Here is a 24,599-nt window from a genome sequence, read left to right as displayed (position 1 = left end):
GCTTAGAAGTGAAGTTCTAGCCCTGCGAATACACCATCGAATTCCATATCAGCGTACACATCATCAAGGTCTTCAATATCTACCGTTACATTTCTGTAACCCACCTGAAGCGTCATATCAACCGCTAAACTTTCAATAAACGAGTACTGAATTGCAGCTTGATAATCACTAAGCTCATGGTCGTCGAACGACAAATAGCTTCCTTCAAAGTATGCTGATAAACCAGTAAACGGTAAACCTAGCTGAACCTTCGAGTAGGCCATTGGAACAATACCAGAGAACTCTGCAGATCCGCTTGTGTCACTCGCTCTATCCACAACGAACAGTGCGCCGTCGATGTACTTCGCATTAACACCTAAGTCAAAGCTCACTAGATCGTTATCAAATAACTCGTAGTACAAAATGAAATCTGTAGCATCAAGCTCTACATCTGTATTAACCGTGGTGCTTTCAGTAAACAGTTCGCCGTCGAAAGTGAATTCAGACTGAAGCGTTGTGGTGCCCGAGTTATCTAATGTCGTGTGATTTACTTTTACGTTAGGTAAAAACGGTACCGGATGCTCAAAGGCAATGTATAGCGCCGTATTGGTCTCATCATCAAAGTTAAAGTCAGCGGTGTTGTTGCTATCAGCAAAACCGCCCTGCGTATCGGTTTGCCATACTTGGGCTCCAACATATACGCCTGCGATAGTGTCTGCTTGAGATGAAACTGAAACTAATGCGCATCCCAATGCGGCAGCTATAAGACCCTTTTTCATTAATTATCCTTGATTAAGAAGTTCTGAAAGTTCAATTAAAGCAGCGTTTGCACGAGAAATATAGTTTGCCATTACCAAAGAATGGTTCGCTAACATGCCAAATCCACTACCATTTAAAATCATTGGACTGAATACCGACTGCTGTGTCGCTTCCAGTTCACGAATAATTTGCTGAAGACTAACCAATGCATTCTTATCTTCCAATACGTCGTAAAATTCAATTTCCACGGCTTTTAGAAAGTGAAGTAAAGCCCACGTAGCACCGCGTGCCTCATAGAAATTATCGTCTAGTTTCCACCAACTCGTTTTAACTACACGCTGGCTGGCTACCGGAGAAGACTGCTTTGCATTCGAGTCACCCGCCAGATCAGTGTTCAATCTAGCTGATCCTACGCTGGCACTAAGTCTTTGTGAATAACTGCCCAACCGTTTTTCTACCTGTTTCAACCATTCGCGCAAGTTGTCTGCGCGAGTATAAAACTGACTGTCAGTGTTTCGGGTATTCGCTAGCTCGTCACGGTATTTTTTTAGAAGCTCTATACCGTCAGAGTAACTCGATTCAGAAGAAGGCAACGCCCAGCTTTTGTGATCCATATTAAACTTAGGGTGAGCTTTTGTAAGGTATGGATTTTCAATAGATTGGGATTGAGAGCGGCTGAAGTCTTTACGCATAGAGAGTGCAAGGTCTCGCACCATTTCCAGCGCACCGAATTCCCATGCGGGCATGTTATCTAAAAAGATGCCAGGAGGCGTAATGTCGTTAGAAAGATATCCACCAGGCTTATCAAGTAAGGTTTCCGACACATCAATCATGGTTGTTGTTAATGTGTAACCCGCAATATTAGTTGGATTCTCAACAGGCGAGTTTTGCTTTAAACGTTGTCTAACATCAAACGTGTCTGGGGATAGGCTCCAATACCATCCTATTAGCCAGAAAAGTAAAACTATCACTACAGCGACAATCGCTATCCGTTTTGAGTTAATAGATTGTCTCATATAACACCAACCTTCCTTTTAAATAACAAATAGCCGACGGAGGTCAGCTATTTGTAGTCTTAATACTATGTGAAAAATGCGAAACCTTTGTGACGGTCGTCTTTATATCACCATCTTTTACTACGTTAACACAACTTAAATAAAATTATGATGATTATACATTATGGTGCATATTTCGGTCATTTTGCTGCTTATAAGCGGCAGAGTTTCGATTTTTCAAAGCATATAGCGCTATCGCGATAAGTATAATTGGCCAAAATGCACTTACTCCCACCACTAATAATGCTAAAAATCCTGCGCCTAGCGCTAAAAGAATTGTGCCCATAACGCTTACAGCAACAACGAAACCAACGATAGCGAGGACTACGCCGACTAGCGATAACACTGCTACGTTTTCCCAAGGACTTAGCAATTCATCTGACATGATTAAGTGCATACCCAACCAGCTATCTACTAAGCTGCCTAAACAATTCACCAAAATAATGGCAATGACCAATGCAATCAGAAAGTTCTTCATTACACTAATCTCGGTAATAAGATAACGGCTGCAATATAAGCCACTAGCGTAATAGGCGTAGCGATGAACAAGCCTGCTATAGCTGCCGCTCTAACCCATACTGCATCTATATCAAAATAACGTGCAACTCCTGCACACACACCTGAAATGATTCCAGAATCAAGGTCTCTATAAATTCGTTTTTGTGATGGTACTTTCATCATCTTCTCCAAAAATGCTTACTTCGATATCTACAATGCGGGCTGCGGCTCTCAAGGTCGCCTACGCGACCTTCTTCTTCTTAAGTTCAGCCAATTCCTTTTCGATAGCTTCATCTGCTTCCATTGCATCGAACTCGGCCTGCAGTGACGTTGCTTCATTCGACTTTGTTAGGTCGTACGCATCAACTTGCGCTTCTAGATGATCAATGCGCTGCTCGTAACTCTCAAAGCGCATCATGGCATCATCAATTTTTCCTTCGTGATCAGCTTGCTTCACTTTTAAGCGTGTTTGCGCTGAATGCTTGCGTTGAACCAGCGTTTTTTGCTTGGCTTTTGCTTCGGCTAACTTACTGTTCAGACGCGCAGTATCGCCTTGGATTTTTTCGATACTCTGTGCAATATGCGCTTCTTGTTCTTCAAGAGAAGCTAGCTTTGCAACATACTTTTGTTTTTCGATTAGTGCGGCTTTAGCCAATGACTCTTTGTCATTATTCATTGCGATCTGTGCTTTGTGCTGCCACCCCTCAACTTCTTTGTTTGCTGATGCCATATGGCGTGCAAGGGTTTTCTGCTGAGCAATAAAGCGCGCTGCATCAGTGCGAACCTCAACTAAGGTTTCTTCCATTTCTTGAATAATCAAACGAATGATTTTTTCAGGATCTTCCGCTTTATCTAACATTGCGTTGATGTTTGCTTGAACAATATCGTTAATGCGCGAAAACATACCCATGATTATTTCTCCGTTAAAAGTAGTGTTGTGGTTTCCAGCACTTATTCTTAGTTACGCTGACCGCTGGTTACCGCTGACTGAGTTCTCCTCAACACTCTAACTATTACAATCACCGTGCCATTTATTTAAAGCACTGTTTTCAAAGGACTTTAATTTAATTCCGGAAATCACCAACTGTTCACCAAGCGACCAAATACAATTTTTTAGCGTATTTAACCAATATATTTGTTAATTTGACCAACCCTGTTTTTTGCATTTTTAATGTCTAAGTCACTGTGCTACACGCACAAAAAAAGCGCCTTTCGGCGCTTTTGCTATATACCAATATCGAATTAGTCGGCATCTTGTTCTGTAGAACTACCTTCAGACGGGGTAGCAACAACTAAATCAGTCACGCTGACCTTACCACTTCCGCGCATTTCTTGTGGGCTTAGCTCAAAGTGATACGTTGCGTTTGCTACTGCTTGGTACACGTCAGCCTTAATTTCCTGTGATGTGGTAGCCACTGCGTTTGAAACCACATTAGTTAAAAACGTTTGAAGCACTGACTCTTCTGCATTTGCTACGCTGCTTGCCATGCTTGCTGTCAGTAAAGTTGCTGCGATTAGTGAAGTTTTCATAATTTCCCTCTGAAGTTAGTCAGTGCAACAACACGCCGTTGTTGCGATACTTAGAGGATTGCGAGAGCTGTGCCAACTCCTTTAAAAACATTTAAGACATTGATATATATAAATTTAAATAAAAAAGCTCGCGAGACAGCGAGCTTTTAAGAATTGAACAAATATTAAACTTTGGTCAAAATTACTAAATCGTTAGTCTTTTTGACTATTAAACGCAGCGACTTCCTTTTGTGCACTTTCTACAGCGTCTAGCGCATTTAGCAGCAGATTGGGATCTGGATTTTTTCCTGTTCCATTTTGGCTTAAGTATCTACGCCAAATACGTCCACCCGCTTGCCCTTGATAAAGACCCAAAATATGCCGAGCTGCATGCCAGGGTTTGAAATAGGGATCGTCTTGGCGTTCAATATACTGCTGCATTTTCAGCACAATTTCTCGGCGTGACATGCTCTGAGCTTCAGTATCTCCGAAAATCTCTTTATCTACGGTAGCCATAATGTAAGGATTAGCGTAAACCTCACGCCCTACCATAACGCCATCAACAAGTTCTAGCTGTTGCTGGGTTTCTTCTAGCGTTTTAACCCCACCATTTATGCTAATAGATAATTCAGGGCGAGCCTGTTTCAGTCTATGAACCCGCGGATAGTTTAACGGCGGAATTTCGCGATTTTCTTTTGGGCTCAATCCCTGTAGCCACGCTTTCCTTGCGTGAACAATAAAGGTATCGCATCCGGCATCTGCCACTGTATCGATGAAACGAGCGAAGTCTTCATCTTCGTCCATATCATCAATGCCAATACGGCACTTTACCGTAACGGGAATATCTACCGCAGCCTGCATGGCTTTGACACAACTTGCTACCACCTCTGGCTGGGCCATCAAGCAGGCACCGAAGCTACCGTTCTTAACTCGATCACTTGGACAACCTACGTTTATGTTAACTTCATCATAACCGCGCGCTTGTGATAGCTCAGCACACTTGGCCATGTCAGACGGATCGCTTCCGCCCAGTTGAACAGCAACAGGATGTTCCTCTTGGTTGTAACCCAGATAGTCACCCTTGCCGTAAATGATCGCGCCTGTGGTTACCATTTCTGTATAGAGAAGTGTGTGCTTAGACATTAATCGTAAAAAGTAGCGACAATGGCGGTCTGTCCAATCCAGCATTGGGGCTACTGAAAATTTGCGGTTGAAAGAGATGCTAGACATAGAATCTAAAGCCTTGATTAATATGTAAAAAAGTAAATCTCATCGCATTTTTACCGATTTCAAAATTAGTGACATTTCCGCTGTATTCCGTCGATTTTTCCCTTTCAGGAACACAATAGGAATACAAAAATATGGCGTTTTACTCAATCAACAAGCGGCTTCGCGGAGAACGAACCGTATATTCTACTTCTGTAAAACAGAAAAACAAAGGCAAGATAGTTTTCTCCAAGTCTAAAACATTCACTTCACGCACATCGGCACTGAAGTGGGCACGCGGACTAATAACGCAACTTGAGGCTGATGAGACAAGCTTGGTCGCAGGTTATAAAGAAGTATCTTTTGGTGAGTTGATTGTCGAGTATGAGAATTACAAAGCGAAATCGAATCGACCTCTTGGCAGAACGGCTAGTTTTACTTATCGCATCATCCGAAACTACCCAATATCACATTTAATTGCCTCCAAAATAAAAAGTCACGACATAGTTCATTATTGTATGGCCCGTAAGGAGTCCGAATCTCAACCAGGCCCTGCAACAATCGCTATTGATGTCAGCCTAATCCGTAAGGTTTTAAGAATTGGAAAGTCATTATTAGGAGTGAATTGTACTCAGCAACCCGTTATTGAAGCGTACCAGGCGCTTTATGATTTAAAGTTAATTGCTAGGTCAACGGCCCGCAAGCGAAGGCTTGAAGGCAACGAATATGACAAGCTGCTCGCTTTCTTTGAGCAGAAGGAGCAGCGCCGCTCAACGGTTATTCCTTATCGCGCAATATTTAAGATTTCTCTTGCTACCTGTTTACGTATTTCAGAGGTTACGTCACTGCGATGGGAGGATCTTAATATTTCAGCATCGACAATTTTAGTACGTGATCGAAAAAATCCAAATGGCTCTAAAGGCAATCATACTGAAATCCCTTTGCTCGGTGAGGCATTACCGATAATACGTTCTCAACCACGCGTGTCAGATTTTATATTTCCGGTAAATCCTCGCTCTGTAACTGCGGGGTTTCAGAGGGCCTGCAAAAAGCTGGGAATAGTTGACTTGCGTTATCACGACTTGCGTAGGGAAGCCGCTACACGGCTCATAGAATTAGGTTATACCGTAGAAGAAGTCGCTACGGTAACGGGTCATAAGGATTTAAATATTCTTTGGCAAGTATACACTCAGATCACTCCTGCTCATTTATTGAAAAAAAATCAAAATATCGTCTAACCAAAATGACTGGGGGTTGATTTATCAACCCTACACTGGTGCTGATTTTATTGAATTGGAGAAAAGTAATGGCAATCAGCACCTACATATCAAAGGTTACCAAGAAGGTTAAACATAAAGTAACGGTAACAAAGAAGAAGCGTGGCAAAGTTATTGCCAGAAAATATCAACAGTTTGAGAGCTTGGAAGAAGCGAAGGCTTGGGAATCATGTATGCGGACATATTTGGATGCCTCTGGCTTTTTAGGCAACCATGTCACTGCGTTTTCTACCGTAAGTGAAGCAGCTCGGGTTTTACAGCAACATGCAGATTGGGGGTTTCTTACTTTATGTAAGACTGAATCCTCCAACCTACGCGTACTTTCTGATCCCGCCTGGGGCCTCGGCGATGTAGCGCTTTGTGACCTTGACAATGAACACATCGAAACCTTCTGCAAATTGCGCCGTGGCGTAAGTACAGAAAATCCGCTTGTTGAACCACAAACAACATGGTCAAATCTTACAACGCTTTCACTTCTATTGAAAACCGCGAGAACCCGATATAAAGCCTCAGTCAGTGAACTCGTGTCAAATGATGCCGATCTTCTTGCTCATTTACGCAGAGAAAATCTAATCAGAAAACCCAAATCTAGGCAACGACGTCTCAGTGCAAATGAGCTTCAGCGTATATTTGACGGTCTACTAGAAAAAGAAAAGCACAAACGAGTGAGAATCCCTTACACGCTAATGTTTCTATTATCTCTTACTACAGCAATGCGTATCGCTGAACTCGTCAATATTAGGGTTGAAGATATAGATTTTGAAAAGAAGGTTATTCGACTCAGGCAGTTTAAAGGCTTTTCAGGAAATCGGTCTGACACACAATATCAGCCGTTGATTAGAAACTCTTTCGAACTCCTAAAGCTTTACGTTGCCAAAAAAGGGATTACCGAAGGTCGCATATTCGACTTTACCGCAGGAGGCGTCAGTAAAGGTTTCAGAGAAGTAGTCCGCGAATTAGATATTGAAGATTTACGCTACCACGACTTACGTAGAGAAGCCATTAGTCAGCTTTTAGATATGCAATTGTCACTTAAAGAGGTTATGAGTGTGAGCAGACATAAGGACGCTAAAGTCTTCGAGGAACACTATTCACAACCAGACATCGCCAACATGGACGACAGGCTTAATGGCAACGACGTGCCTATGTCTTACGAGGTTTTGAACGGCATTAAAAAGCAGTTTCAAAAAAATGCACTGACAACTTCAAGTGTGACCGCCTAGCGTATATATGAAAAATGCCCGCACTATGCGGGCAAACTTTTGAGGACATGAGGAGCGCTGACTACTTGTCAGTCTTAATATTTTTTTCTATCAACCTTTCGATAGCAGGTAGTAGCCAGATAGCCAAAGCCGCAAGAAATAACAACACTAATAAAGCAGTCTGAAATACAGTCATCTACCAATCGCTATCGAACACAGATACGTCATTGCAGCCAAAGTCATCAAAACCATTATCCATCGATGAGTCGTAGCATATCCAATCGGTATCGGAGTGGATATCCATTCCACAGCTCAAAGTATTACCCACTGAGCAATCATCATCTAGAAGGCTTGGTTCAGCGAAGCCTGACAAATCGGTTCCTCTGGGATTTCCCTCGACATCAATAGAACCAGAACAGCCTCTAAGGCCGCTTGATACTAACGGTAATCCGGTAGCTTCATTTATCCCGTATACTTCCATCTCGTTATCTTCCGTAAAATCATAAGCAATAGCCTCCTCACCGTCGTCAGCGCAGTGTCCGAATAATTTCAAACTCAGTAATGACATCACTTTTTCCTCACTTTCAAATATTAACTGCTCTATTGAAAGTTAATGAAAAATGTGGCATTTTCAATTTCATTGACTGCAACGTTCAGCAACAATGATATTGCAGCTTAACTTCTTAAATCCTCTTACCTTCTCCTTTATTTTTTCACCTTATTTTGCTTTTACAGCACAAAAAGCGTCGTCGCGACAACTAGAAATTCAAACGAATTGGAGCAAAAGCGACGTCTTACTTTTGCAGAATACACACTTCGTTTGAGCGAATGTATTGTCTAACAAACGTTGTACACAAAAAAACGTAAATTATGCTTTTAGCTCAAACTGACGTTCTGAAAGCGAAGCGTAAGCATCACAGCGAATTACAAATTCGTCTGTAAAAAACTCGTTGTGAAACAACGTAACAGTTCGCGTAGAAAGACAATTGCGAAGCACATTTGATTACGAAGCAGGCGCATGTTCGCAGCTGCGAACTAACCCCTGTTTTGTTTTTTCCTCAGAAAAAATTTGATAAATGGTGCGACAGCGCTATGAATCAAACTCTTGCTCAGAGCGAAGCGAATGCAGTGAACCCGTATGTATGAAATACATTGACATGAACGTGCAAAACGGGGGTTAGTGCGCAGCACAAGAACATGCGCCATTAGCGTTAGTGCTAGCCGCAATTGCGGCGTAGAGTCACTGCGTTGACGAACGTCAACATTAGCAGTGACGTGCACTATAAGCGTGTTAGCTCACAACGAAGGTTGTGAGCGCAATCCTTAACACCAGTTTTTTATTGGGAGATTAATAAGGGCGAGCAAGCAGTCATTATATCCCGACATAAAAACCAACAAATACATCTTCTACTTCAATATTTCTCGCCCTTTGAGCCTTTTTTCTAATGACTATTTTTAGATTTAAGGGAGAAATCATGTCTGAAAGTCGTATTACTAAAAGTATTCTTGAACGATACGAAATCTACTTCAATATTGATATGCAATATCGACTTGCGCCAAGTAATATTCAACGCAGTCGCAATAAAACACGTTTTGCACTAATAAATGCAGCTCGATTCGGATTTATATCAGCGCTAGTCTGTGAGCAGACTTGGGGAGTAACAAGGGCCAAAGCGCTAGAATTTTTAGGTAAGCTTGTTTCTCAAGGATACCTTGCGTTAGTCCAAACAGAACGCGCTGCGGATAGACGAGTTTATGTTTTAACTCACACAGGTGCTCAGTTTGCATCTGAAATGATGCGGCTGGATGTGCCATTTCGCTCAGCTAAAGAACCGATAACACAGGTGAATCAAAATGCGATAATGCATGACTGCGTTTTAAGTTTTGTTCTGAACGGAGGGATTAATAATAAAACCTCAGAAGGTTTAGCAAAGCCACTTTGGACTTCGTTTTTAACAGAAATGGAATTCAAAAGGTTATATCCATCTTCAAAGGTAAAAAACGTAGATGGCTTGGTATTACTGCCGACTGGAGAAGTCGCTGCTGTCGAGCTAGAAGCTTCTTTTAAACGAAAGAGTCAGCACGAAACGACCCTGTTAAAACTCAAGGATTCGCTTATCAGCGAAAGTCCTCTATACGATAAAGTATTTATCATCACCTGTTCAGAACGCATAAATGCTGACACTCAGCGCTTCTATGGGCAACTATTGGAAGAGCTTCCTCATCGCATCGATAGAAAAACGAAACGGCCGTTGTTAGCTCAGCGTGACGCCGCTTTGCTTCGTGAGAGAATTATCTTTAGAACTAAGTTTATAGCCCCAATCGAGCAGACTTTTTATCGGTAGCAATAGAAAAAGAGCACCATTCGGTGCTCTCAATAATTACTTTTGAAATTTCTTACGAAGCCTTATTTCTTGTAGATAGATTGCAAGAGCTATCAGATATATTAGCAATATATACATAGCCCCCTTAAGTCCAACGAATGGGTATGAGCTATGCGCCTCAAACCCAGTGATCATTTGAAATATCCAAATAACAAAAATTACGTCTCCGATACTCATCAAAAATTTAGTAATCATGTCTAATGACATGATGACGATTTGTTGTTGCTTAGTCATTTGTCCTCCTAAATTGTATATGACTCGCAACAACAAGTAGGAACACACAGGGAAAATTATGGCGATAAAAGCGGGCACTAAGTGCCCGCAATAATTTTGCGTCATTCATCATCGCTCATACAGCGCAGCACTAGTGCCGCAAGTAGAGCAAAAAATGCTGATGCGATTACACAAACGATGTTGTAGTAAAAATAATCATTCAACTCTAAGTTAATCTGTCCCCTAGGCTTCCATCCTAAATAGAAAGCAATTGTGTCGTGTACCAATGGGAACACAGCAAACGCTAAGAATGTGTAACCTAGATTCATAGTGTTTTTCGAAAAACTGATTAGCGTGTTGAATGTAACTTCTTTTTTGATGTTCATATTGATCTCCTTTTAGTCCTGAAACTAAGTAGGAGCAAGAGAGGGGAATTTATCGTTCATAAAAAAACAGACACCGTAGTGCCTGTTTTCTCGTTTTTTTGCTCTGCCGATCATCAGATAATCCGAACAACGCATTCGTGCTGGCATATCAACTAGCGAGCCTAGCGCTAGTCCTTCACTGCTAAAAAAGCTTTATAAGCAGCTGGAGACCTTCGTTGGCATCCAATCTTGAGCCAGGCTCTAGGAAGCCTGGAGTTTGGCATTTTACGAAGTGATGGTTGAGCACTCTTAGAAATCGATAATGTCCACTTCCAATATATAAGCTATTAGAAAGAGAAATATCGTTTATCTAGACAAAAGATTATCGGAACGGGCAAATCTATTTGGGCTTATTTCTTTTAGCGACTTGAAATAAAAATAAAGGTCGTCGCTAACATAAGACTTTGTTGAACTTAGATATTCGGTTGATTGAACTTCTTTTACCATATTATTAAAACGCTCTCTCATCCAAAGATACTTAATTTTAATAGCAGCTCTCGAAGAATGTGAGTTCCTCTTTAAACCATCCGCAATAAGCTTTCTCAAATTATCCACATAAGAAGGAAACTCTTTATCAATGCGATCAAGTGCCATTTGAGCTTTAAAAAAGTAGTCGATGTAATACATCCCATCTGTATCTTTATTAAGTAGCATTAAAAGATCGTCTATTTCTCTATTTTGCTCCGCTTGATCTGTAACATATTCGACACTTTTATTTACCAGGTCTCGATCTAAAATAACTCTCGGGTACAACGCCGCCTTCGATTCTAGAGTATATGCTTCTACTAAGGCTGGCCCAAAAAGATACTGTTCAGTATGAAGTAATTTTCCCCAGCATAGTGCCCCACGACATAGAATTCCTCTCGCAATTAAAGCCATAATTAAGTTTTTCACATCAACTAAAGTCGTGAAAAGTTGAGCTGGCTCTGACGCCTTGAACGAGACCACGATACAATCAGAAAAAATCGAAACCTTTCTCGTATTCAGATCTAAACTTCTCGACTCCGTTTTCCATATATTCTGAATTTCTTCGTAGACGTGAATGATTTCTGTAATTCGCTCAGGAACATCATTGTCTTTTTTATCTATTGTTTTGGTTAGCTTATCTTTAAACCCAAGGATATCTATAAAGCCTACTACGCGCTCTTCGTAATTCATTCCCCTACCGCCCTGCTCTCAATCCCTTTAAGGGTGTCCCTAATACGAATCGCTTCTTCCAAAGAAAAAACGCCTGTTATCCCCTCATAGTGAATGTCACTAAAAGGCGGTTGTGCTAACTGTTTAGCACTCATCACGCCGTTTTGCGTAAGATAATCGATGATTGTGTTGATAAATCGCAGTTGCTGGGCGTTGAATTTTGCCTCGTCTAAATATTCTGCGAAAGCTTCTTTTGCTGCGCCTCTGTCCATTCCAACCAGCTCACGAATGAATACACCAAGGCTCTTATCTGGGTGAATTGTTTCTTGGTACTGCGTGAGGTCATCGATACCACTCACTGCCATCAACTTACTGTCTAATTCGTCTAAATCCAGACGCGTAATAGGCAAGTTTTTGCGAAGTCTAGCGATGGTCAGGTTGTCTTGGTTTTCTTTGATATAAGACTCAACGCGCTTTCTATACAGCTGAAGTTCATTACCACTGGTTGGAACATAGATGCCTTCATTCTCATTAACACCTAAAAGCTCATCTTGAAAGTTAGTGTAAACGTAGCCCGTACCTTCCTTATCCATAAAGCGCATGAGCAGTCGAAGGCGTTTTCTCGTCTGTTCCAACTCATCTAGCGTAAGATCTGTCCAGAAATTGGCAGACTGAATATACTCAAGCCATTCCACTTCTTCAGCTATAGCAGGAACACTAGTCTTGCTTTCAAGCTTCGCTGCAATATTTACTAGTTTGTCGCGGTAATAGTCGCTGATACCTGTTTTCTCAACCATTGCTAATTGCATAGTAAGTAACATGTGGTCGAAACGCAGCGCTAACTCTTCGTCTTTCTCTCGCGGCTCTATTGGTTCCGCTTCAGTGGGTAAGTCAGAAATATGCTTTTGAATCTCGCCCACACTTTCATCTGTTAAGTGCTGCCAGGTCTCTGGCTTCTGGTACTTCTCAACTACCTTTCGTCGAGGTCGAACGATGAAGTTGTCCAGATTCATACCCGCTACGCGGTTTTGTAAATTCTCTACTAGTGAACGTTGTAATTCAGCTCCGTCAGTGCCGAACTGTTCATTGCTTTTCAAATGTTGTGACAGAATAAGGCGCTTTTCAAAAATGGCTTGTGAGAGGGTTTTACTGCCTGAGTCTTTTGCACCCTCGGGCTGCATTTCGAAATACTCAAAGTTTTTGCAACAGTCGAAAACTTTAAAGAAAACCTTATCGTCGCTTGGCCCAAACAAGTCATCACAAAGCCTTGTTCCCCGTCCTAGCATTTGAAGAAACTTCACTTTGGATTTTATTACCTTGAAAAACATCAAATTGACGACTTCAGGCACGTCAACGCCTGTATCCAGCATGTCTACGGAGACCGCGATGGAAAGTGGGCAATTGGGATCGGCAGGCTTCTTCTCGCCTTTGAATTCTTCTATAAGCGAGTCGGCATATTTTTCTTTATAGGTGATAACTCTGGCAAGCTTCCCTTTATATTTGGGGTAGTTTGCATTAATACGGTCTACAACAAATTCTGCGTGTTTATTATTGGCGGCAAAAATAATGGTTTTACCTAACCGCTCTCCTCCAGCTACTCGAATGCCTCGCTCAAATAACACCTCTAGTGCTTTATCCACTGTAGGTTTGTTAAATAAGAACTTGTTTACTTCACTTGGCAGAACTTCATCACGCTCAACAAGCTCTTCTTTACTTTCCCACTCTTCTTTCTCGTCTTTGCTCAGATCGCTGTATTTAATACCTTCGCGAATAAAGCCCAAATCGACAGCAACATCTTTTGGCGGCACTAGCTTTTTATCTGCAATTGCCTCTTCAAGTTCATAAGCGTAGGTGGGGTCACCGTCTGGCTGATCAAAAATGTCATAAGTGTTCTTATCAATATCAGACTTAGGAGTTGCGGTTAAGCCAAGTAACAACGCATCGAAGTATTCAAAAATATATCGATACTTCTTATAAATACTGCGGTGGGCTTCATCAACGATAACTAGGTCAAAATGACCGATACCAAACAAACGATCTCGGGCATCAACACTCAACAAGTTCATCATCGTATTATAGGTTGATAGGTAAAGCCTCCCTCGAAGAGTATCGGTGGCTGATGTGAGGATTTCAGGCGATGTTTTAGGCAAGAGTTTAGAGAACTCTTTCTTGGCTTGATTAACCAGTGCATTTCGGTCTGCCAAAAATAAGACATTTTTCACCCAACCTGCACGCATCAGCACATCCACTAACGCGATAGTTGTTCGTGTTTTACCTGTACCTGTTGCCATTACCAACAGCGACCTGCGCTGGTTTACAGTAAAACGCTCGCACACACTTTGAATGGCGAGGATTTGATACGGGCGATCTTTACCAGCTATATCAGTATTAATAGCAACGTCTGTCAGCGGAACTCGAAGTGCCCGCCTATCAATGATACGCTGCATTTCATCACGGTTATGAAACCCTTGAACAGCTCTTGGAGGCTGTTGTGTGTCGTCCCAAAAGTGAATTTCATAACCGTTGGTGTAGTAAATGAGTGGGCGCTGGCCGTATGCTTTTTCTAAACAGTCGGCATAGAGTACCGCTTGTTGTCTGCCCTGTGTGGCATCAACCGTAGTACGTTTCGACTCAACAACTGCTAGCGGTTTCCCATCACTTCCCCAAAGCACATTATCGACGTACCCAACCCCTTTATTGTTGGGCATTCCTAATACTTTGAATTCCACGGTGTTGGGCTTTGTGACATCCCAGCCTGCTTCCTTCAGGTATTGGTCGATAATGAACTTACGGGTTTCAGCTTCATTATAATTGTGGCTATCTTTAACTTGCTGGTTTTGCTTTTTGTCTTCAGCAACTTTAGCTTTATGGGCTTCCAGCTCTTTTTTTAGCGCTTCATTCTCAGCCAGTAATTGGTCTTGCCGCTCTTTGTGCTTCTCATCACGTTCAGACAGTTGCTTTTGCAAAGCTTTAAGCTGCTTCGCACTATTCATCACCAGGTTTGCATCTACCTGAACAGTGTTTGGAATTTTCGCTGTATCAAAAAGCTGGTCGGTAGGTGGCTTATTAGAGGTATAGGTACGATAAAACCAATACAGGAAGTGATGTAGCTCTTTTAAGGTTTGAATGCTTTCTGCGGCGCTGACTTTACGCTCACTATGTACAGCATTATTTCCTGCACGCTGAACCGCTTTGATTTTAGGAAAAACGTTACTGCCCAGACTGCGTTTGAACTCTGGGTCGTTGATGAGAGTGTTGAGAGAGTTATCGTATTTTGGTTCTTGCAACCAGCTATCGAACTCGAACATCCACTTAACAGTGCGCTCCAGCGTGTAACGGCTGTAGAAGCAGCTGGAACGCGGCTCAGCGTTTACTTGTTGCTCAGCGATTACCGCATGTTCGTGAAGTTGGGGCCACTCTTTTAAGAATTCGAAGTTCGACATCAGCGTTCCTTGCTATTACATCCTTATGCTACATCTTTTAAATCAAGTTCGCCTTTAAAAGCACGTTGTATTAGAGAATTAAAATGAGTATTCGCTTGTTCCTGCTGCTCAAAATTCGCTTCCTTCAAAGCTTTTAGTTCGTCAATAAATCGTAAGAAAGATTGCTGTTTCCCTAAGCTTTCATCTGGAATAGGTAACCCTTTCAATTGTGTAATATTGATGGACGCTAAGTTAGTTGTTTTTTTAGCACACTTTAAAAAATACTGTTTCACAAATGGTGTTTGTAGGTAATAGGCAAAAAACTCAGGAACGTATCTATCACAAAGTCGAACTCTAAACACATGGTTCTGGTGAATGCAATTTGCTATTTGTCCACTCCATATTGCACCTCGCCCCAGCTTGTCGAAGTCGCCGCCCTCAGTCATAAGAACATCTCCAGGTTTTAGCTGGTACTTTTCAAAATCTTTAGCTTTAACAGTTATATCTTTAATCTCTGATAAGTCCAAGTATCCGTCCTGCACATTTGCGACTCGCATATAAGGCACAGTAGTTAATTTATGATCTTCAAGCTTTTGACCTTTTGTAACCCCAGAGCGAACATCTGCGACTTCGCCAAGGCTACTTTTCAATGACATAGCATTTTTTCTATAGTCACCAAACATATCTAAAAACACAGTTTGCGCGAGCAAGTTAAGCTCTCGCTCCATCTGCTGGCTTTGTTGGCGCAAGTTATCTGCTTTTTCGAGAACCGCCGCTATTTTCTTTTGAATGGGCAGAGGGGGAAGTGGGATTTCTAAAGAGTCAATATGCTCATTTTTGAGATTATTTATATTAGCGCCTTCAACAACATTCGATATGTAGTTACGAAACTCAGCGCGTTTAAAAAAGTATCCAAAATATTTGAAATCAACCTTGCCAGATTGAGGTCTTAAAACCTTACAAAATGCTCCAAACGTAACTTTATCCGCTTCGTGAATTTGCAAATTCTTACCTATAGCGCTCTTACTTCCGGTAGATGCAGTCATAAAGACATCACCTTGTTGAAGCAATTGTTTATCTGAAATACAACTCTCACTGACGAAGACTAACTTATTTTCGTTTAGTGAGCCGTCCGAGGATATATTATTGCTACGGTAGAGCTTAGTAAAACCTTCTCTAGGTAAATCAGAAATTTGATCCTTTTTATAAGATACGCCTCGGATTTGATTGCAAATATCCGAAACTTTAACCAACGGCCATTTCACAGCATGGCCTCCAAATCAGCAATCCCTTTTTCCATCTCAGCCTGAAGCGTTTTAATTCGTTCTAAAATCACCTGAGGTGACTCATATTCAACCTCTTCATACACCACTTCTTTGTAGCGATTAATAGAAAGGTCATAGTGATTTGATTGAATGTCAGATAATGGTACGAAGAAGCTTTGTTCAGTGCGCTCACGACCTGTTTCATTTTGCAAATGCTGCCAACGGAACAGCACATCTGGAATGTTATTGAGTTTATGATTTTCAAGCTCTGAAGGTGCCTGGCCCTTCTCAAGGCTTTCACCTTCAGCCGCTTTATAGTCAATCGCATCAGCTTCAGTTGTTAAGGCTTGCTCTTTGATAAGCGGCGTACGCTTATCATCGAGAGAAAAACCGTCAGCCTGCATGTCGTAAAACCATACGTTATCGGTGCCGCCATCATTGGTTTTAGTGAAAAACAGAATAGCTGTTGACACACCCGCGTACGGCTTGAAAACACCTGAAGGTAATGAGACAACCGCTTCAAGCTTGTGCTCTTCAACAAGCGTTTTGCGAATTTCTTTATGAGACTTTGTAGAACCAAATAACACACCGTCAGGCACTACAACCGCAGCACGGCCACCAGGCTGAAGCATTCTAAGAATGAGTGCTAGAAACAACAACTCTGTTTTTTCAGAGGGGCCTTTTTTCTTTTTCTTGTTACCTTCTTCGTCTGTCTCTGTTTTAGCTGCGGCTTTCTTCGGTGTTTTACCTAACGCGGTAAGTAAGTCCGGCGCTAAGTCATCATATGACACGCTGCCTTTAAATGGTGGGTTTGCCAAGATGAGTGTGAATTTGTCTTTGATGTTATGCTCGCCCTGGTCGCTTAGGCTGTCGCGATATTCAACAACTGGGTGCTCCACGCCATGCAACATTAGGTTCATAGCCCCAATTCTGAGCATATGCTGGTCGAAGTCATAGGCATTAAACATTTGGTTATGGAAGTGCTTTGAGTTTTCTGGGCGCATTAGCGCACCACCCTGAGTATTACGCACATACTCTTCAGCTGCCATAAGGAAACCACAGGTGCCGGAGGCTGGGTCGCAGATAACGTCTGACTTATCGCCATCTAGTTTTGGCGCTGTCATTTGAACCATCATTTGGATGATGTGACGCGGTGTTCTGAACTGACCATTCGTGCCTGAGCTTTGTAATTTGCTGAGCATGTATTCATACAAATCACCTTTGGTATCTCTGTCGTCCATGTCAATTTTGTCAATCATGGTAACAACGCGATCCAACAGGCCAGCGGTAGGCACCATAAAAATGGCATCTCGCATGTGTTTTGCGAAGGTTGTATCTTCACCGTTTATCGTTTTAATAAACGGAAACACCTTGTCGCGAACCAACTCGAATATAACTTGTGGATCTTGGTTCTTGAATTTACTCCAGCGATAGCTGTCTTGCTCTGTACCGAAAATAGGCTTGTCGATTTCGGTCTCCATGACCAGCGCGTTTTTTACACGAGCCGTATGTATTTCGTCTAAACGACGAATAAACAGAAGATAAGTGAACTGCTCGATAACTGAGATAGGATTAGTAATACCACCCGTCCAGAAGGCTTCCCAGATTTCATCGACTTGATTTTTTAGTTTGCCTGTTAGCATTACTCGATAATTGCCTTTTACTGATTTGAACTTTAAGAGCTTTGTTAAATTCTCAAATTTTCACGATGTGACTATCGTTAAAAGTCGTATTTCTTTTTCAAATTATTAAGCTGGCTCCAATCTAAGTAACCTCGGCTCTGAAGTTGACCGACAACAATACCTGGAGCTATTCCTTGAGTTTTAGCAAATTGACAGATACTACTTTCACTAAAATCAGAGTTAGAGACAAATAATGAGAAATCCTTTCTGGGTATAAGATAATTTGCAGCGAATTCATCCGCCTCTTTTTCCTTAAACCTATTTTCTTCAGTATGATAACTATCCTCACTCAAGGGATTTGCTTTGCCATTATTGTCGATAAACTGTTCTTTTCTTCCATGCAAAAGAATGTGACCAGCTTCATGATAAAAATTGAACCAAAACTTATCATCGCGTTTACCTCTTAGACTCAGTTGAATCATTGCCTTATTTTTATCCAACCACCGAGCAGCTCCACTTGTAGATACTTTCTTAATCTCAGGCACGCAAACAACTGCAACACCAGCTTCTGCGCAGATTTCTTGCAGCTTTATTCTCATATCGGAAAATTCTTCAACGGTAAGCTTGCGGCAGTTTAATAGGGCATCTTTAAATTTCTTTGCATCAAACGGAGAACATTTAATCTGGTGTGCTAAAAGCTCACCTCTACGTAACCAAGCCAATATATGTAAATGGCTTTGTTGAAACTTTTCAGACGTTCTGTAACTTACTTCTAACTGAGACCAAACTTGAGGAATTTGCTTTTTACTTGCCACACCAAAAAACCGATACAATTCTTTCAATTGCTCTAGCCTGTCAGTAAATTGCTCTATCCATCGCTCTTTTATTAAACACTTCAGATCTAATTCATCCAAAAAGCTAATCTCTTTACTGAGAAGTTCATCATTCTCGACTTTTGCTTTATGAATTTGATATTGAGAATCCAGACCGAGCCAATAGGATGCCGATTTCCCTAATACACACTCTAAAATAACGGCTGTTTCCGAAGATATTGAGGCACTTCCCTTAATAATCGAATTAATCGTTTTCGCTGTAATACCAGATCTTTTCGCAAGCTCAGCTTGAGTCATTCCTTTCACCTCAAGCTCTTCTTCCAGAAATATACCTGGATGGTATGAATAGTCTGGATTGAACTCACTGTGTTGATTTGTCATGCTTTCGCACTCCCAATCTTTTCAATTTTGATACTTGTAATTTTCTCCCAATCATTGGGGTCATTACTTGCTAACGTCAAATCGCACGTGAAGGTGAGATTAAGATCTCTTCCCACCGGAACCTTAAATAGATTTGAATAATTTCGATCACAACTGCATTTCATTGGTGCGCTTCCTTCTGGCGAAAACTCGTTCAAGCTTTCCGCTGCTGCTAGTTGTGTTAATCGCCTACCGAGTATATTTGCTGTCTTAGTGTCGAAACGATTTTCCAGATTTACTTTGCTATTGCACAACTCTCGCAGCTCACTGCTAATAAATTGAATGTTCAATCACTCCTCCAGGACAATAGCCCAACTACTCGATAATATCACAATCCAAATATTTAACAATAATTCCAAAATTAATTTAATAGAAGTGTTTGGTAATTTTTTTGTTGCTAATTGAATTCACCCGATCTAGGATAGATCAAGAATTGCAACATCAGATCCGTAGCCTTGTTGCAATCTCTGATTACTAAACAACTAATGAGGAAAAATTATGGCAACAAATGGTAAATCAGGTGACAACCGCCGACATGGTGCAGTGAGAGACCGCTCTCAAACGCAAACGCCTAGCGGCCATTGGGTTAAACGAGATGCGGATACAGGGAGATTTATGGATGTGAAAACATCAAGCACCGACCCATTCAAGGGCGTAAGGAAAGAAAAGTAGATGAATTATTTCATCTACTTTCTCTGAAGTGTGAATAGCCATCTACCAAATGGCTATTCGGGGCAATACGTCGGAGGATTCATGCCCCCTCAGTCTTGCTTAACATCCTGCAAAGATGAAATTTAAGCATAAACACAGCTACTTCAGATTACAAGAATTTCCTCCTACCCATCGAAGGTTTACGCTTTCGAGAACTCAACTCAAACGGCCACTCGTAACGAGTATTAGCTTAATTTTTATAATTTGGAGGGTGCGCTATGCAACCTAATATTCAGCAAGACCATTCGAAGAAAAAAGATAAGATCTTCGAAATTATTGTGAACGGAAGGATGAAATCTGTAGAAGATAAATTCCTAACATTCGTAGAGATCGTCAAATTGGCATTTGGTGAATTCAAAGAATGTCAAAATCAGATATATACCATGACTTTCAAACGTGGAGTCGGAAAAAAAGAGGGTAGCCTGGTTTTGGGCGATAAAGTCAGGATCAAAGATGGAGTGATTTTCAATGTCACAGCAACTAATAAATCTTAGCCCTGATTTACTCAGGCTCCAAAACGAAGGTTATGAAATAACTGTCAAAGACGCACATGCTGTTATTTCTAACATTCCATACGTCGATAGCAGTAAGCAAATCAGGTTTGGCACTTTAGTGTCAGACCTGACCCTTCGGGGCAACATAACGTGTAGACCTTCAAGCCACGTGATGTATTTTCTGGGTGTCCAACCTTGCAATAAAGATGGTTCTCCAATTCAACAGATAATGCATAGTTGCAGAAAAGTTCGATTGACTACTGATATATCGCCAGACATGTCATTTTCGAACAAACCACGTAGTGGTTATACTGACTACTATCATAAATTCACTCAATATATATCCATAATTACTGCCCCAGCCTACTCGCTAGACCCCAACGTTAAGGCTAAAACGTTCAAGCCTGTACTTACTCCTGAAGAATCTGAAGTATTTAATTACATCGATACCAATTCAGGTAGAGCGGGTATTACTGCTATATCGTCAACATTGAAAGAACAGAAAATCGGCGTTATCGGTTTAGGCGGAACAGGTTCTTACATTTTAGATTTCGTAGCAAAAACCCCAGTGCAAGAAATTCATTTGTTCGATGCGGATGACTTCGTTCAGCACAATGCATTTAGGTCACCTGGAGCGGCATCGCTTTCAGAATTACGGGAAAGACAATCCAAGGTAGACTATCACAAATCTCGCTATCAAAAGATGCACAGGGGAATTGTTAGTCATGCCTGCTTCATTGATGAAGACAATGTAGATATGCTGCGTGGCCTCGATTTTGTATTTATTAGTATTGATGAAGGCTCTGCAAAGAAAGTCATTTTTAATTACCTGACTGCTCAGAAAATTGCTTTCGTTGACGTAGGAATAGGGATTGAAGTTGCTAATGACAAATTAACAGGCATCCTAAGGACAACCCTCAGTACACCTGATAAAAATTCCCATGTTGATAACTATGTTCCCTATCAAACTGAAGAAGAAGACGAATATGCTTCTAACATTCAGATATCTGAGCTAAATGCTCTTAACGCCGTACTTGCCGTTATTAAATGGAAAAAAGTTTGTGGCTATTATCACGACCACATTAAAGAATATAACTCTACGTATACTATAAATGCGCATATGTTAGTTGGGGAGGAAGAATTTGCAGCATAAATTCGTAGACCTCATACCTGACGAGATATCGCCTGATACATTGTTTATATCTCTGGAGTACGGCACTTGTGTTCATTTATGTGGATGTGGTTGTAAAAACGAAGTTGTAACTCCTCTAAGTCCGTCAGACTGGAAGCTTACTTATGATGGGGAAACGATATCGTTGCATCCATCGATAGGTAACTGGTCTTTCGATTGCAGATCTCATTATTTTGTAAAAAATAATAAAATCTCATGGTGCAAAGATTCTGGGGATGCATTGACGCGGAAGGCTCAGCGAGCTTCTGAGCAACCAAAGAATAAATCTGTATTTAGTAAACTCAAGCAGCTATACAACAGATACTTTCATTAGTTTGTAAAAGATAAGCAACTCCAATAGGAGTTGCTTAACTTTATTTGAGAAGCTTTTTCCATCTCGCCTTACACGCGTAAAGCCAAGTTTCAGAATCCAGTCCGAAAATCGTCTCGACTTCATCTGAAAAGAAGCTTAAGAAAGTCTTGATATCGCTATAATAACGCAATAAAACCTTCAGTGCAGGAGCACTTTTTCTGTACTTACCGCCCCCATCTGCTAGTTCCTCTTCTACAGCTTTGCTGATTGAAATACCCAGCCAGCGCCCCACCTGATCCCTATGCAGATAGATGTACCTATCGTAGCTTACAGTTATCTGATCGTTGTCCTCGGACACGGTTGCTAGCAGTAAAATTGTTGAGTCGTCACCATCAAACGGTGAGCGGGACTGCCGTACATATTTTCTTACGATGCTGTGTTTGCTGTCTTTCATGTAAATATTCCTCTTTTTGACCTCAGGAATAATTAGGTATTCGATAAGGAAATTATTCGCCCCCCTTTTCAAACTCAAAATTCATTTGCCCAGAGAAAAAATCAATATCATCTTCTGTCCATTCCGCATAAAACTCCGGTTCGCTCAGTACAACGCCGATGAGTTCACGTATCACGGGAAAATATGCAGGATTCGACACAATGTGATTTTGCAAAATGACATTCATAATAACGTCTTCGATATGCTGATTGTTTCTGTACTGACTTCCATCGAACTCATCTCGATAAGCCATAAATGCATTTGCTAGGTTATTAAAAACATCGGATACGATTGCAGAGCATAGGTATGTATTCGTAGTCATGAATTTTCCTTTTTATTGTTATTCATAATTACTTAGTCTCTCTATCAGAAAAATTTCCCTACTACTGACTTATTAAAAGATAAGACTAACTAGGAAAGGAAATAAGACATGACGCATCTATCAGTTGTTGAACAGCCAAAGCATTGCATCTCAGATGATGAGGACTACATTGCTTTATACGAGAGCGAAGGCTCATATATCTATTACGTGAGAAATTATGCAGCTCAAACTGAGTTTCTGCTGCTCAGCTTGGATTTGATGATGAGTTTGGACGAGAAGTTCAGAACCGTGGCGGGCGTTTATTTCACACCGCACTTCTCGGTTCTGAAACATTTTGAGTCAGAAGTCACGCAGCACGTTCTCGAAAGCGCCGCGTTGCCTCATTTTCATTATTTGTTCAACTGTAGCGTTTCAAAGTTCATCAAGAGACTTTGAACTACTGAAGCCAGCAATTTGCTGGCTTTATTTCAAAAGGGCCAATCGAAATATAATTTATACCCCTCTGGAGGATTCTTGAGTTTGCTTAATATAAACTCTTCCAACTCATCTCCACTATCAGTAAATAGAGCTGCATAGTCAGGCACATCAGTCATATAGCGTTTATGTTTCCTGCAATCAATACATTCACTGTTTTTTGTATTTCTGATCCAGCCCTGCATATGTGCTTGGCTTAGTTTCACTTGAATCAAAACTGGATCTGGGATGTCAACACGTTGCCGCTCAAGACATTTCTCACACTGGTAGGCTGATTTAAAAGTTTCGGCTCCCTCACTTTCCGCAAGCCTTTTACGTTTACCATTTTCTAGCTGTGCTGCACGATTCAGAATTTAGACCTCACAAACTTACGACAAAAGCCCTGTCACCATACCAATAACTTATAAGACGTTACCTGCCATGTAACGGCAGGATTCAGACTTTTTAATTCCGTTTAACTTTTTTCAAAAAAGCTGAATTCTCGTCTAACCGGAACAACTGAAGTTACCTCAGTCTGAGTAATAATTCACGCATCAAAACCAACTATTTCATCAACATTCTGTGGATAACTTGATATGAATACTTTGTATACCTTGATTAACGAGTTCGGAGTAGAAGACATTCCTCTTCGAAATGAAACTATTAAGAGTTGGCTGGGAGAAACCAACGTAGCTCACTTTCAGCAACGACTGAACAAAGAGCCTTCCTACAAACAGATTCGATCAGAATACAAGGGCTGCATTAGCCTTTTTGGCCTTGCCAAGCTGATAGATTTAAAACGAAAAAAACCGAAAAATGAAGTAATGGAGACAACTATGAATTCTACTACCCTTAGCCTACTTGCCCAGTTTGGTAGCGCAATCATCCCATTCACCGATGTAGTGGAGAAGTACATCGAAGTATCCTACGACACTGCTATCAAGCAAGTTAAAGCTGGCGACATCGAACTTAATATCTTTCGCCTTGGCAACCGTCAGAGCAGCCCGTACTTGGTACATGTTGATGATCTTAGCGCTTTGCTTGAGAAAAAACGTAAGAATGCGATGGAGTCGCTTAAGGAGTGTGCCCGAGAATTGGCTTCTGCAAGAAGGAAACGTTAATGGCGTCATCCTTCCACGAATGCTCAATTAAGCGTTTTGAAGCAATGATTTCCCCTTACCCCAAGCTCGCCATATTTTGGCATTTCAATGGTTCGCTCAGCGAACTCACACTTATTGATGATAGCAAGGTTTACATGAACCAAAATGAGCGCCTTCTTTTCCGCTTTTTTAAAGCGGTATGGACGCAAGATGAGAAAGATATTGCTGCATTCAATTATATTGAAGCTGCATACATGTTTGAGGAAAAAGAGCAAAAGCTCTTACTAAACTTTCTAAAGGCTCCCTTTCTGCCCTAAAAAATGATGGACATGGATG

Annotated in this window: 27 protein-coding genes; 10 read left to right on the top strand and 17 right to left on the bottom strand. The window is 41.2% G+C overall.

The window, feature by feature from the left end:
- Positions 1 to 2 precede the first annotated feature (2 nt).
- The 7 genes from BZA03_RS18615 to dusA form a co-directional block, all read right to left on the bottom strand.
- Complete coding sequence (locus tag BZA03_RS18615; RefSeq protein ID WP_110289555.1) at positions 3 to 758, bottom strand: TIGR04219 family outer membrane beta-barrel protein; 756 nt, start codon at positions 756 to 758, stop codon at positions 3 to 5.
- Between the two features lie 3 nt (positions 759 to 761).
- Positions 762 to 1,754, bottom strand: a complete 993-nt coding sequence (locus tag BZA03_RS18610) for a DUF2333 family protein (RefSeq protein WP_014950721.1) — start codon at positions 1,752 to 1,754, stop codon at positions 762 to 764.
- A 154-nt stretch (positions 1,755 to 1,908) separates the two neighbouring features.
- Entirely contained in the window at positions 1,909 to 2,271 is a 363-nt protein-coding gene (locus tag BZA03_RS18605; protein WP_014977415.1) for a hypothetical protein, read from the bottom strand.
- Positions 2,271 to 2,471 (bottom strand): PspC domain-containing protein, encoded by a 201-nt coding sequence (locus tag BZA03_RS18600; protein WP_110289554.1) that lies wholly within the window; start codon positions 2,469 to 2,471, stop codon positions 2,271 to 2,273. Before BZA03_RS18600 ends, BZA03_RS18605 begins: the two co-directional genes overlap by 1 nt.
- Before the next feature lie 61 nt (positions 2,472 to 2,532).
- Positions 2,533 to 3,201, bottom strand: coding sequence for a phage shock protein PspA (gene pspA / locus BZA03_RS18595; RefSeq protein WP_039231205.1), 669 nt, complete (start codon positions 3,199 to 3,201; stop codon positions 2,533 to 2,535).
- Positions 3,202 to 3,533: 332 nt separating this feature from the next.
- Positions 3,534 to 3,821, bottom strand: coding sequence for a hypothetical protein (locus tag BZA03_RS18590; protein WP_014977416.1), 288 nt, complete (start codon positions 3,819 to 3,821; stop codon positions 3,534 to 3,536).
- Between the two features lie 192 nt (positions 3,822 to 4,013).
- Positions 4,014 to 5,030 (bottom strand): tRNA dihydrouridine(20/20a) synthase DusA, encoded by a 1,017-nt coding sequence (dusA, locus tag BZA03_RS18585; RefSeq protein ID WP_110289553.1) that lies wholly within the window; start codon positions 5,028 to 5,030, stop codon positions 4,014 to 4,016.
- A gap of 131 nt (positions 5,031 to 5,161) precedes the next feature.
- On the opposite strand from dusA, the gene BZA03_RS18580 reads away from it, so the two are divergent.
- Positions 5,162 to 6,244 carry a site-specific integrase gene (locus BZA03_RS18580; protein WP_110289552.1) on the top strand — a complete coding sequence of 361 codons (1,083 nt, stop codon included), beginning with the start codon at positions 5,162 to 5,164 and terminating at the stop codon, positions 6,242 to 6,244.
- Between the two features lie 68 nt (positions 6,245 to 6,312).
- The gene (locus BZA03_RS18575; RefSeq protein WP_110289551.1) at positions 6,313 to 7,506 is read left to right on the top strand and encodes a site-specific integrase; all 1,194 of its coding nucleotides are present in this window, start codon (positions 6,313 to 6,315) and stop codon (positions 7,504 to 7,506) included.
- Positions 7,507 to 7,681: 175 nt separating this feature from the next.
- Here the strand turns inward: BZA03_RS18575 and BZA03_RS18570 are convergent, their stop codons facing one another.
- A complete protein-coding gene (locus BZA03_RS18570) occupies positions 7,682 to 8,053 on the bottom strand; it encodes a hypothetical protein (protein WP_110289550.1) in 372 nt (123 codons plus the stop codon).
- 907 nt (positions 8,054 to 8,960) lie between these two features.
- Between BZA03_RS18570 and BZA03_RS18565 the strand changes: the two genes are divergently transcribed.
- The gene (locus tag BZA03_RS18565; protein WP_110289549.1) at positions 8,961 to 9,830 is read left to right on the top strand and encodes a hypothetical protein; all 870 of its coding nucleotides are present in this window, start codon (positions 8,961 to 8,963) and stop codon (positions 9,828 to 9,830) included.
- Positions 9,831 to 9,866: 36 nt separating this feature from the next.
- On the opposite strand, the gene BZA03_RS18560 is transcribed toward BZA03_RS18565, so the two are convergent.
- The 7 genes from BZA03_RS18560 to BZA03_RS18530 form a co-directional block, all read right to left on the bottom strand.
- Entirely contained in the window at positions 9,867 to 10,103 is a 237-nt protein-coding gene (locus BZA03_RS18560) for a hypothetical protein (RefSeq protein ID WP_110289548.1), read from the bottom strand.
- Positions 10,104 to 10,204: 101 nt separating this feature from the next.
- Positions 10,205 to 10,468 (bottom strand): hypothetical protein, encoded by a 264-nt coding sequence (locus tag BZA03_RS18555; protein ID WP_110289547.1) that lies wholly within the window; start codon positions 10,466 to 10,468, stop codon positions 10,205 to 10,207.
- A gap of 345 nt (positions 10,469 to 10,813) precedes the next feature.
- Entirely contained in the window at positions 10,814 to 11,665 is an 852-nt protein-coding gene (locus BZA03_RS18550; protein WP_110289546.1) for a hypothetical protein, read from the bottom strand.
- Positions 11,662 to 15,087, bottom strand: coding sequence for a DEAD/DEAH box helicase family protein (locus tag BZA03_RS18545; RefSeq protein WP_110289545.1), 3,426 nt, complete (start codon positions 15,085 to 15,087; stop codon positions 11,662 to 11,664). The genes BZA03_RS18550 and BZA03_RS18545 overlap by 4 nt, the downstream gene beginning before the upstream one ends.
- 23 nt (positions 15,088 to 15,110) lie before the next feature.
- Positions 15,111 to 16,331 (bottom strand): restriction endonuclease subunit S, encoded by a 1,221-nt coding sequence (locus BZA03_RS18540; RefSeq protein WP_110289544.1) that lies wholly within the window; start codon positions 16,329 to 16,331, stop codon positions 15,111 to 15,113.
- Positions 16,328 to 17,974: a class I SAM-dependent DNA methyltransferase gene (locus BZA03_RS18535; protein WP_110289543.1), complete on the bottom strand. Its 1,647-nt coding sequence runs from the start codon at positions 17,972 to 17,974 to the stop codon at positions 16,328 to 16,330. Before BZA03_RS18535 ends, BZA03_RS18540 begins: the two co-directional genes overlap by 4 nt.
- Before the next feature lie 77 nt (positions 17,975 to 18,051).
- Positions 18,052 to 19,167 carry a HigA family addiction module antitoxin gene (locus BZA03_RS18530; RefSeq protein ID WP_071959949.1) on the bottom strand — a complete coding sequence of 372 codons (1,116 nt, stop codon included), beginning with the start codon at positions 19,165 to 19,167 and terminating at the stop codon, positions 18,052 to 18,054.
- Positions 19,168 to 19,704: 537 nt separating this feature from the next.
- Between BZA03_RS18530 and BZA03_RS20440 the strand changes: the two genes are divergently transcribed.
- The 4 genes from BZA03_RS20440 (at position 19,705) to BZA03_RS20520 (ending at position 21,916) form a co-directional block, all read left to right on the top strand.
- Positions 19,705 to 19,878, top strand: coding sequence for a hypothetical protein (locus BZA03_RS20440; RefSeq protein WP_012519784.1), 174 nt, complete (start codon positions 19,705 to 19,707; stop codon positions 19,876 to 19,878).
- A gap of 257 nt (positions 19,879 to 20,135) precedes the next feature.
- The gene (locus tag BZA03_RS18520) at positions 20,136 to 20,411 is read left to right on the top strand and encodes a multiubiquitin domain-containing protein (RefSeq protein ID WP_110289542.1); all 276 of its coding nucleotides are present in this window, start codon (positions 20,136 to 20,138) and stop codon (positions 20,409 to 20,411) included.
- Positions 20,386 to 21,564, top strand: a complete 1,179-nt coding sequence (locus BZA03_RS18515) for a ThiF family adenylyltransferase (protein WP_110289541.1) — start codon at positions 20,386 to 20,388, stop codon at positions 21,562 to 21,564. The genes BZA03_RS18520 and BZA03_RS18515 overlap by 26 nt, the downstream gene beginning before the upstream one ends.
- Positions 21,539 to 21,916, top strand: coding sequence for a DUF6527 family protein (locus tag BZA03_RS20520; protein ID WP_110289540.1), 378 nt, complete (start codon positions 21,539 to 21,541; stop codon positions 21,914 to 21,916). Before BZA03_RS18515 ends, BZA03_RS20520 begins: the two co-directional genes overlap by 26 nt.
- Positions 21,917 to 21,956: 40 nt before the next feature.
- On the opposite strand, the gene BZA03_RS18505 is transcribed toward BZA03_RS20520, so the two are convergent.
- Entirely contained in the window at positions 21,957 to 22,349 is a 393-nt protein-coding gene (locus tag BZA03_RS18505; RefSeq protein ID WP_110289539.1) for a hypothetical protein, read from the bottom strand.
- A 52-nt stretch (positions 22,350 to 22,401) separates the two neighbouring features.
- Positions 22,402 to 22,710: a hypothetical protein gene (locus BZA03_RS18500; protein ID WP_110289538.1), complete on the bottom strand. Its 309-nt coding sequence runs from the start codon at positions 22,708 to 22,710 to the stop codon at positions 22,402 to 22,404.
- A 108-nt stretch (positions 22,711 to 22,818) separates the two neighbouring features.
- Here BZA03_RS18500 and BZA03_RS18495 point away from each other — a divergent pair, with 108 nt between their 5' ends.
- From BZA03_RS18495 to BZA03_RS18480, 3 genes are all read left to right on the top strand, one after another.
- Complete coding sequence (locus BZA03_RS18495; protein WP_110289537.1) at positions 22,819 to 23,145, top strand: hypothetical protein; 327 nt, start codon at positions 22,819 to 22,821, stop codon at positions 23,143 to 23,145.
- Positions 23,146 to 23,999: 854 nt separating this feature from the next.
- Positions 24,000 to 24,284: a pyocin activator PrtN family protein gene (locus BZA03_RS18485; RefSeq protein WP_110289563.1), complete on the top strand. Its 285-nt coding sequence runs from the start codon at positions 24,000 to 24,002 to the stop codon at positions 24,282 to 24,284.
- Positions 24,284 to 24,580, top strand: coding sequence for a hypothetical protein (locus BZA03_RS18480; protein ID WP_110289535.1), 297 nt, complete (start codon positions 24,284 to 24,286; stop codon positions 24,578 to 24,580). Before BZA03_RS18485 ends, BZA03_RS18480 begins: the two co-directional genes overlap by 1 nt.
- Positions 24,581 to 24,599: the final 19 nt, after the last annotated feature.

Origin of the sequence: Alteromonas sp. I10 (assembly GCF_003201515.1) — a bacterium.
In the GTDB taxonomy this organism is placed as follows: Bacteria; Pseudomonadota; Gammaproteobacteria; order Enterobacterales; family Alteromonadaceae; genus Alteromonas; species Alteromonas macleodii.
Note: the sequence above shows the minus strand (reverse complement) of the source record. Positions and strands in the feature narration are given on the sequence as shown.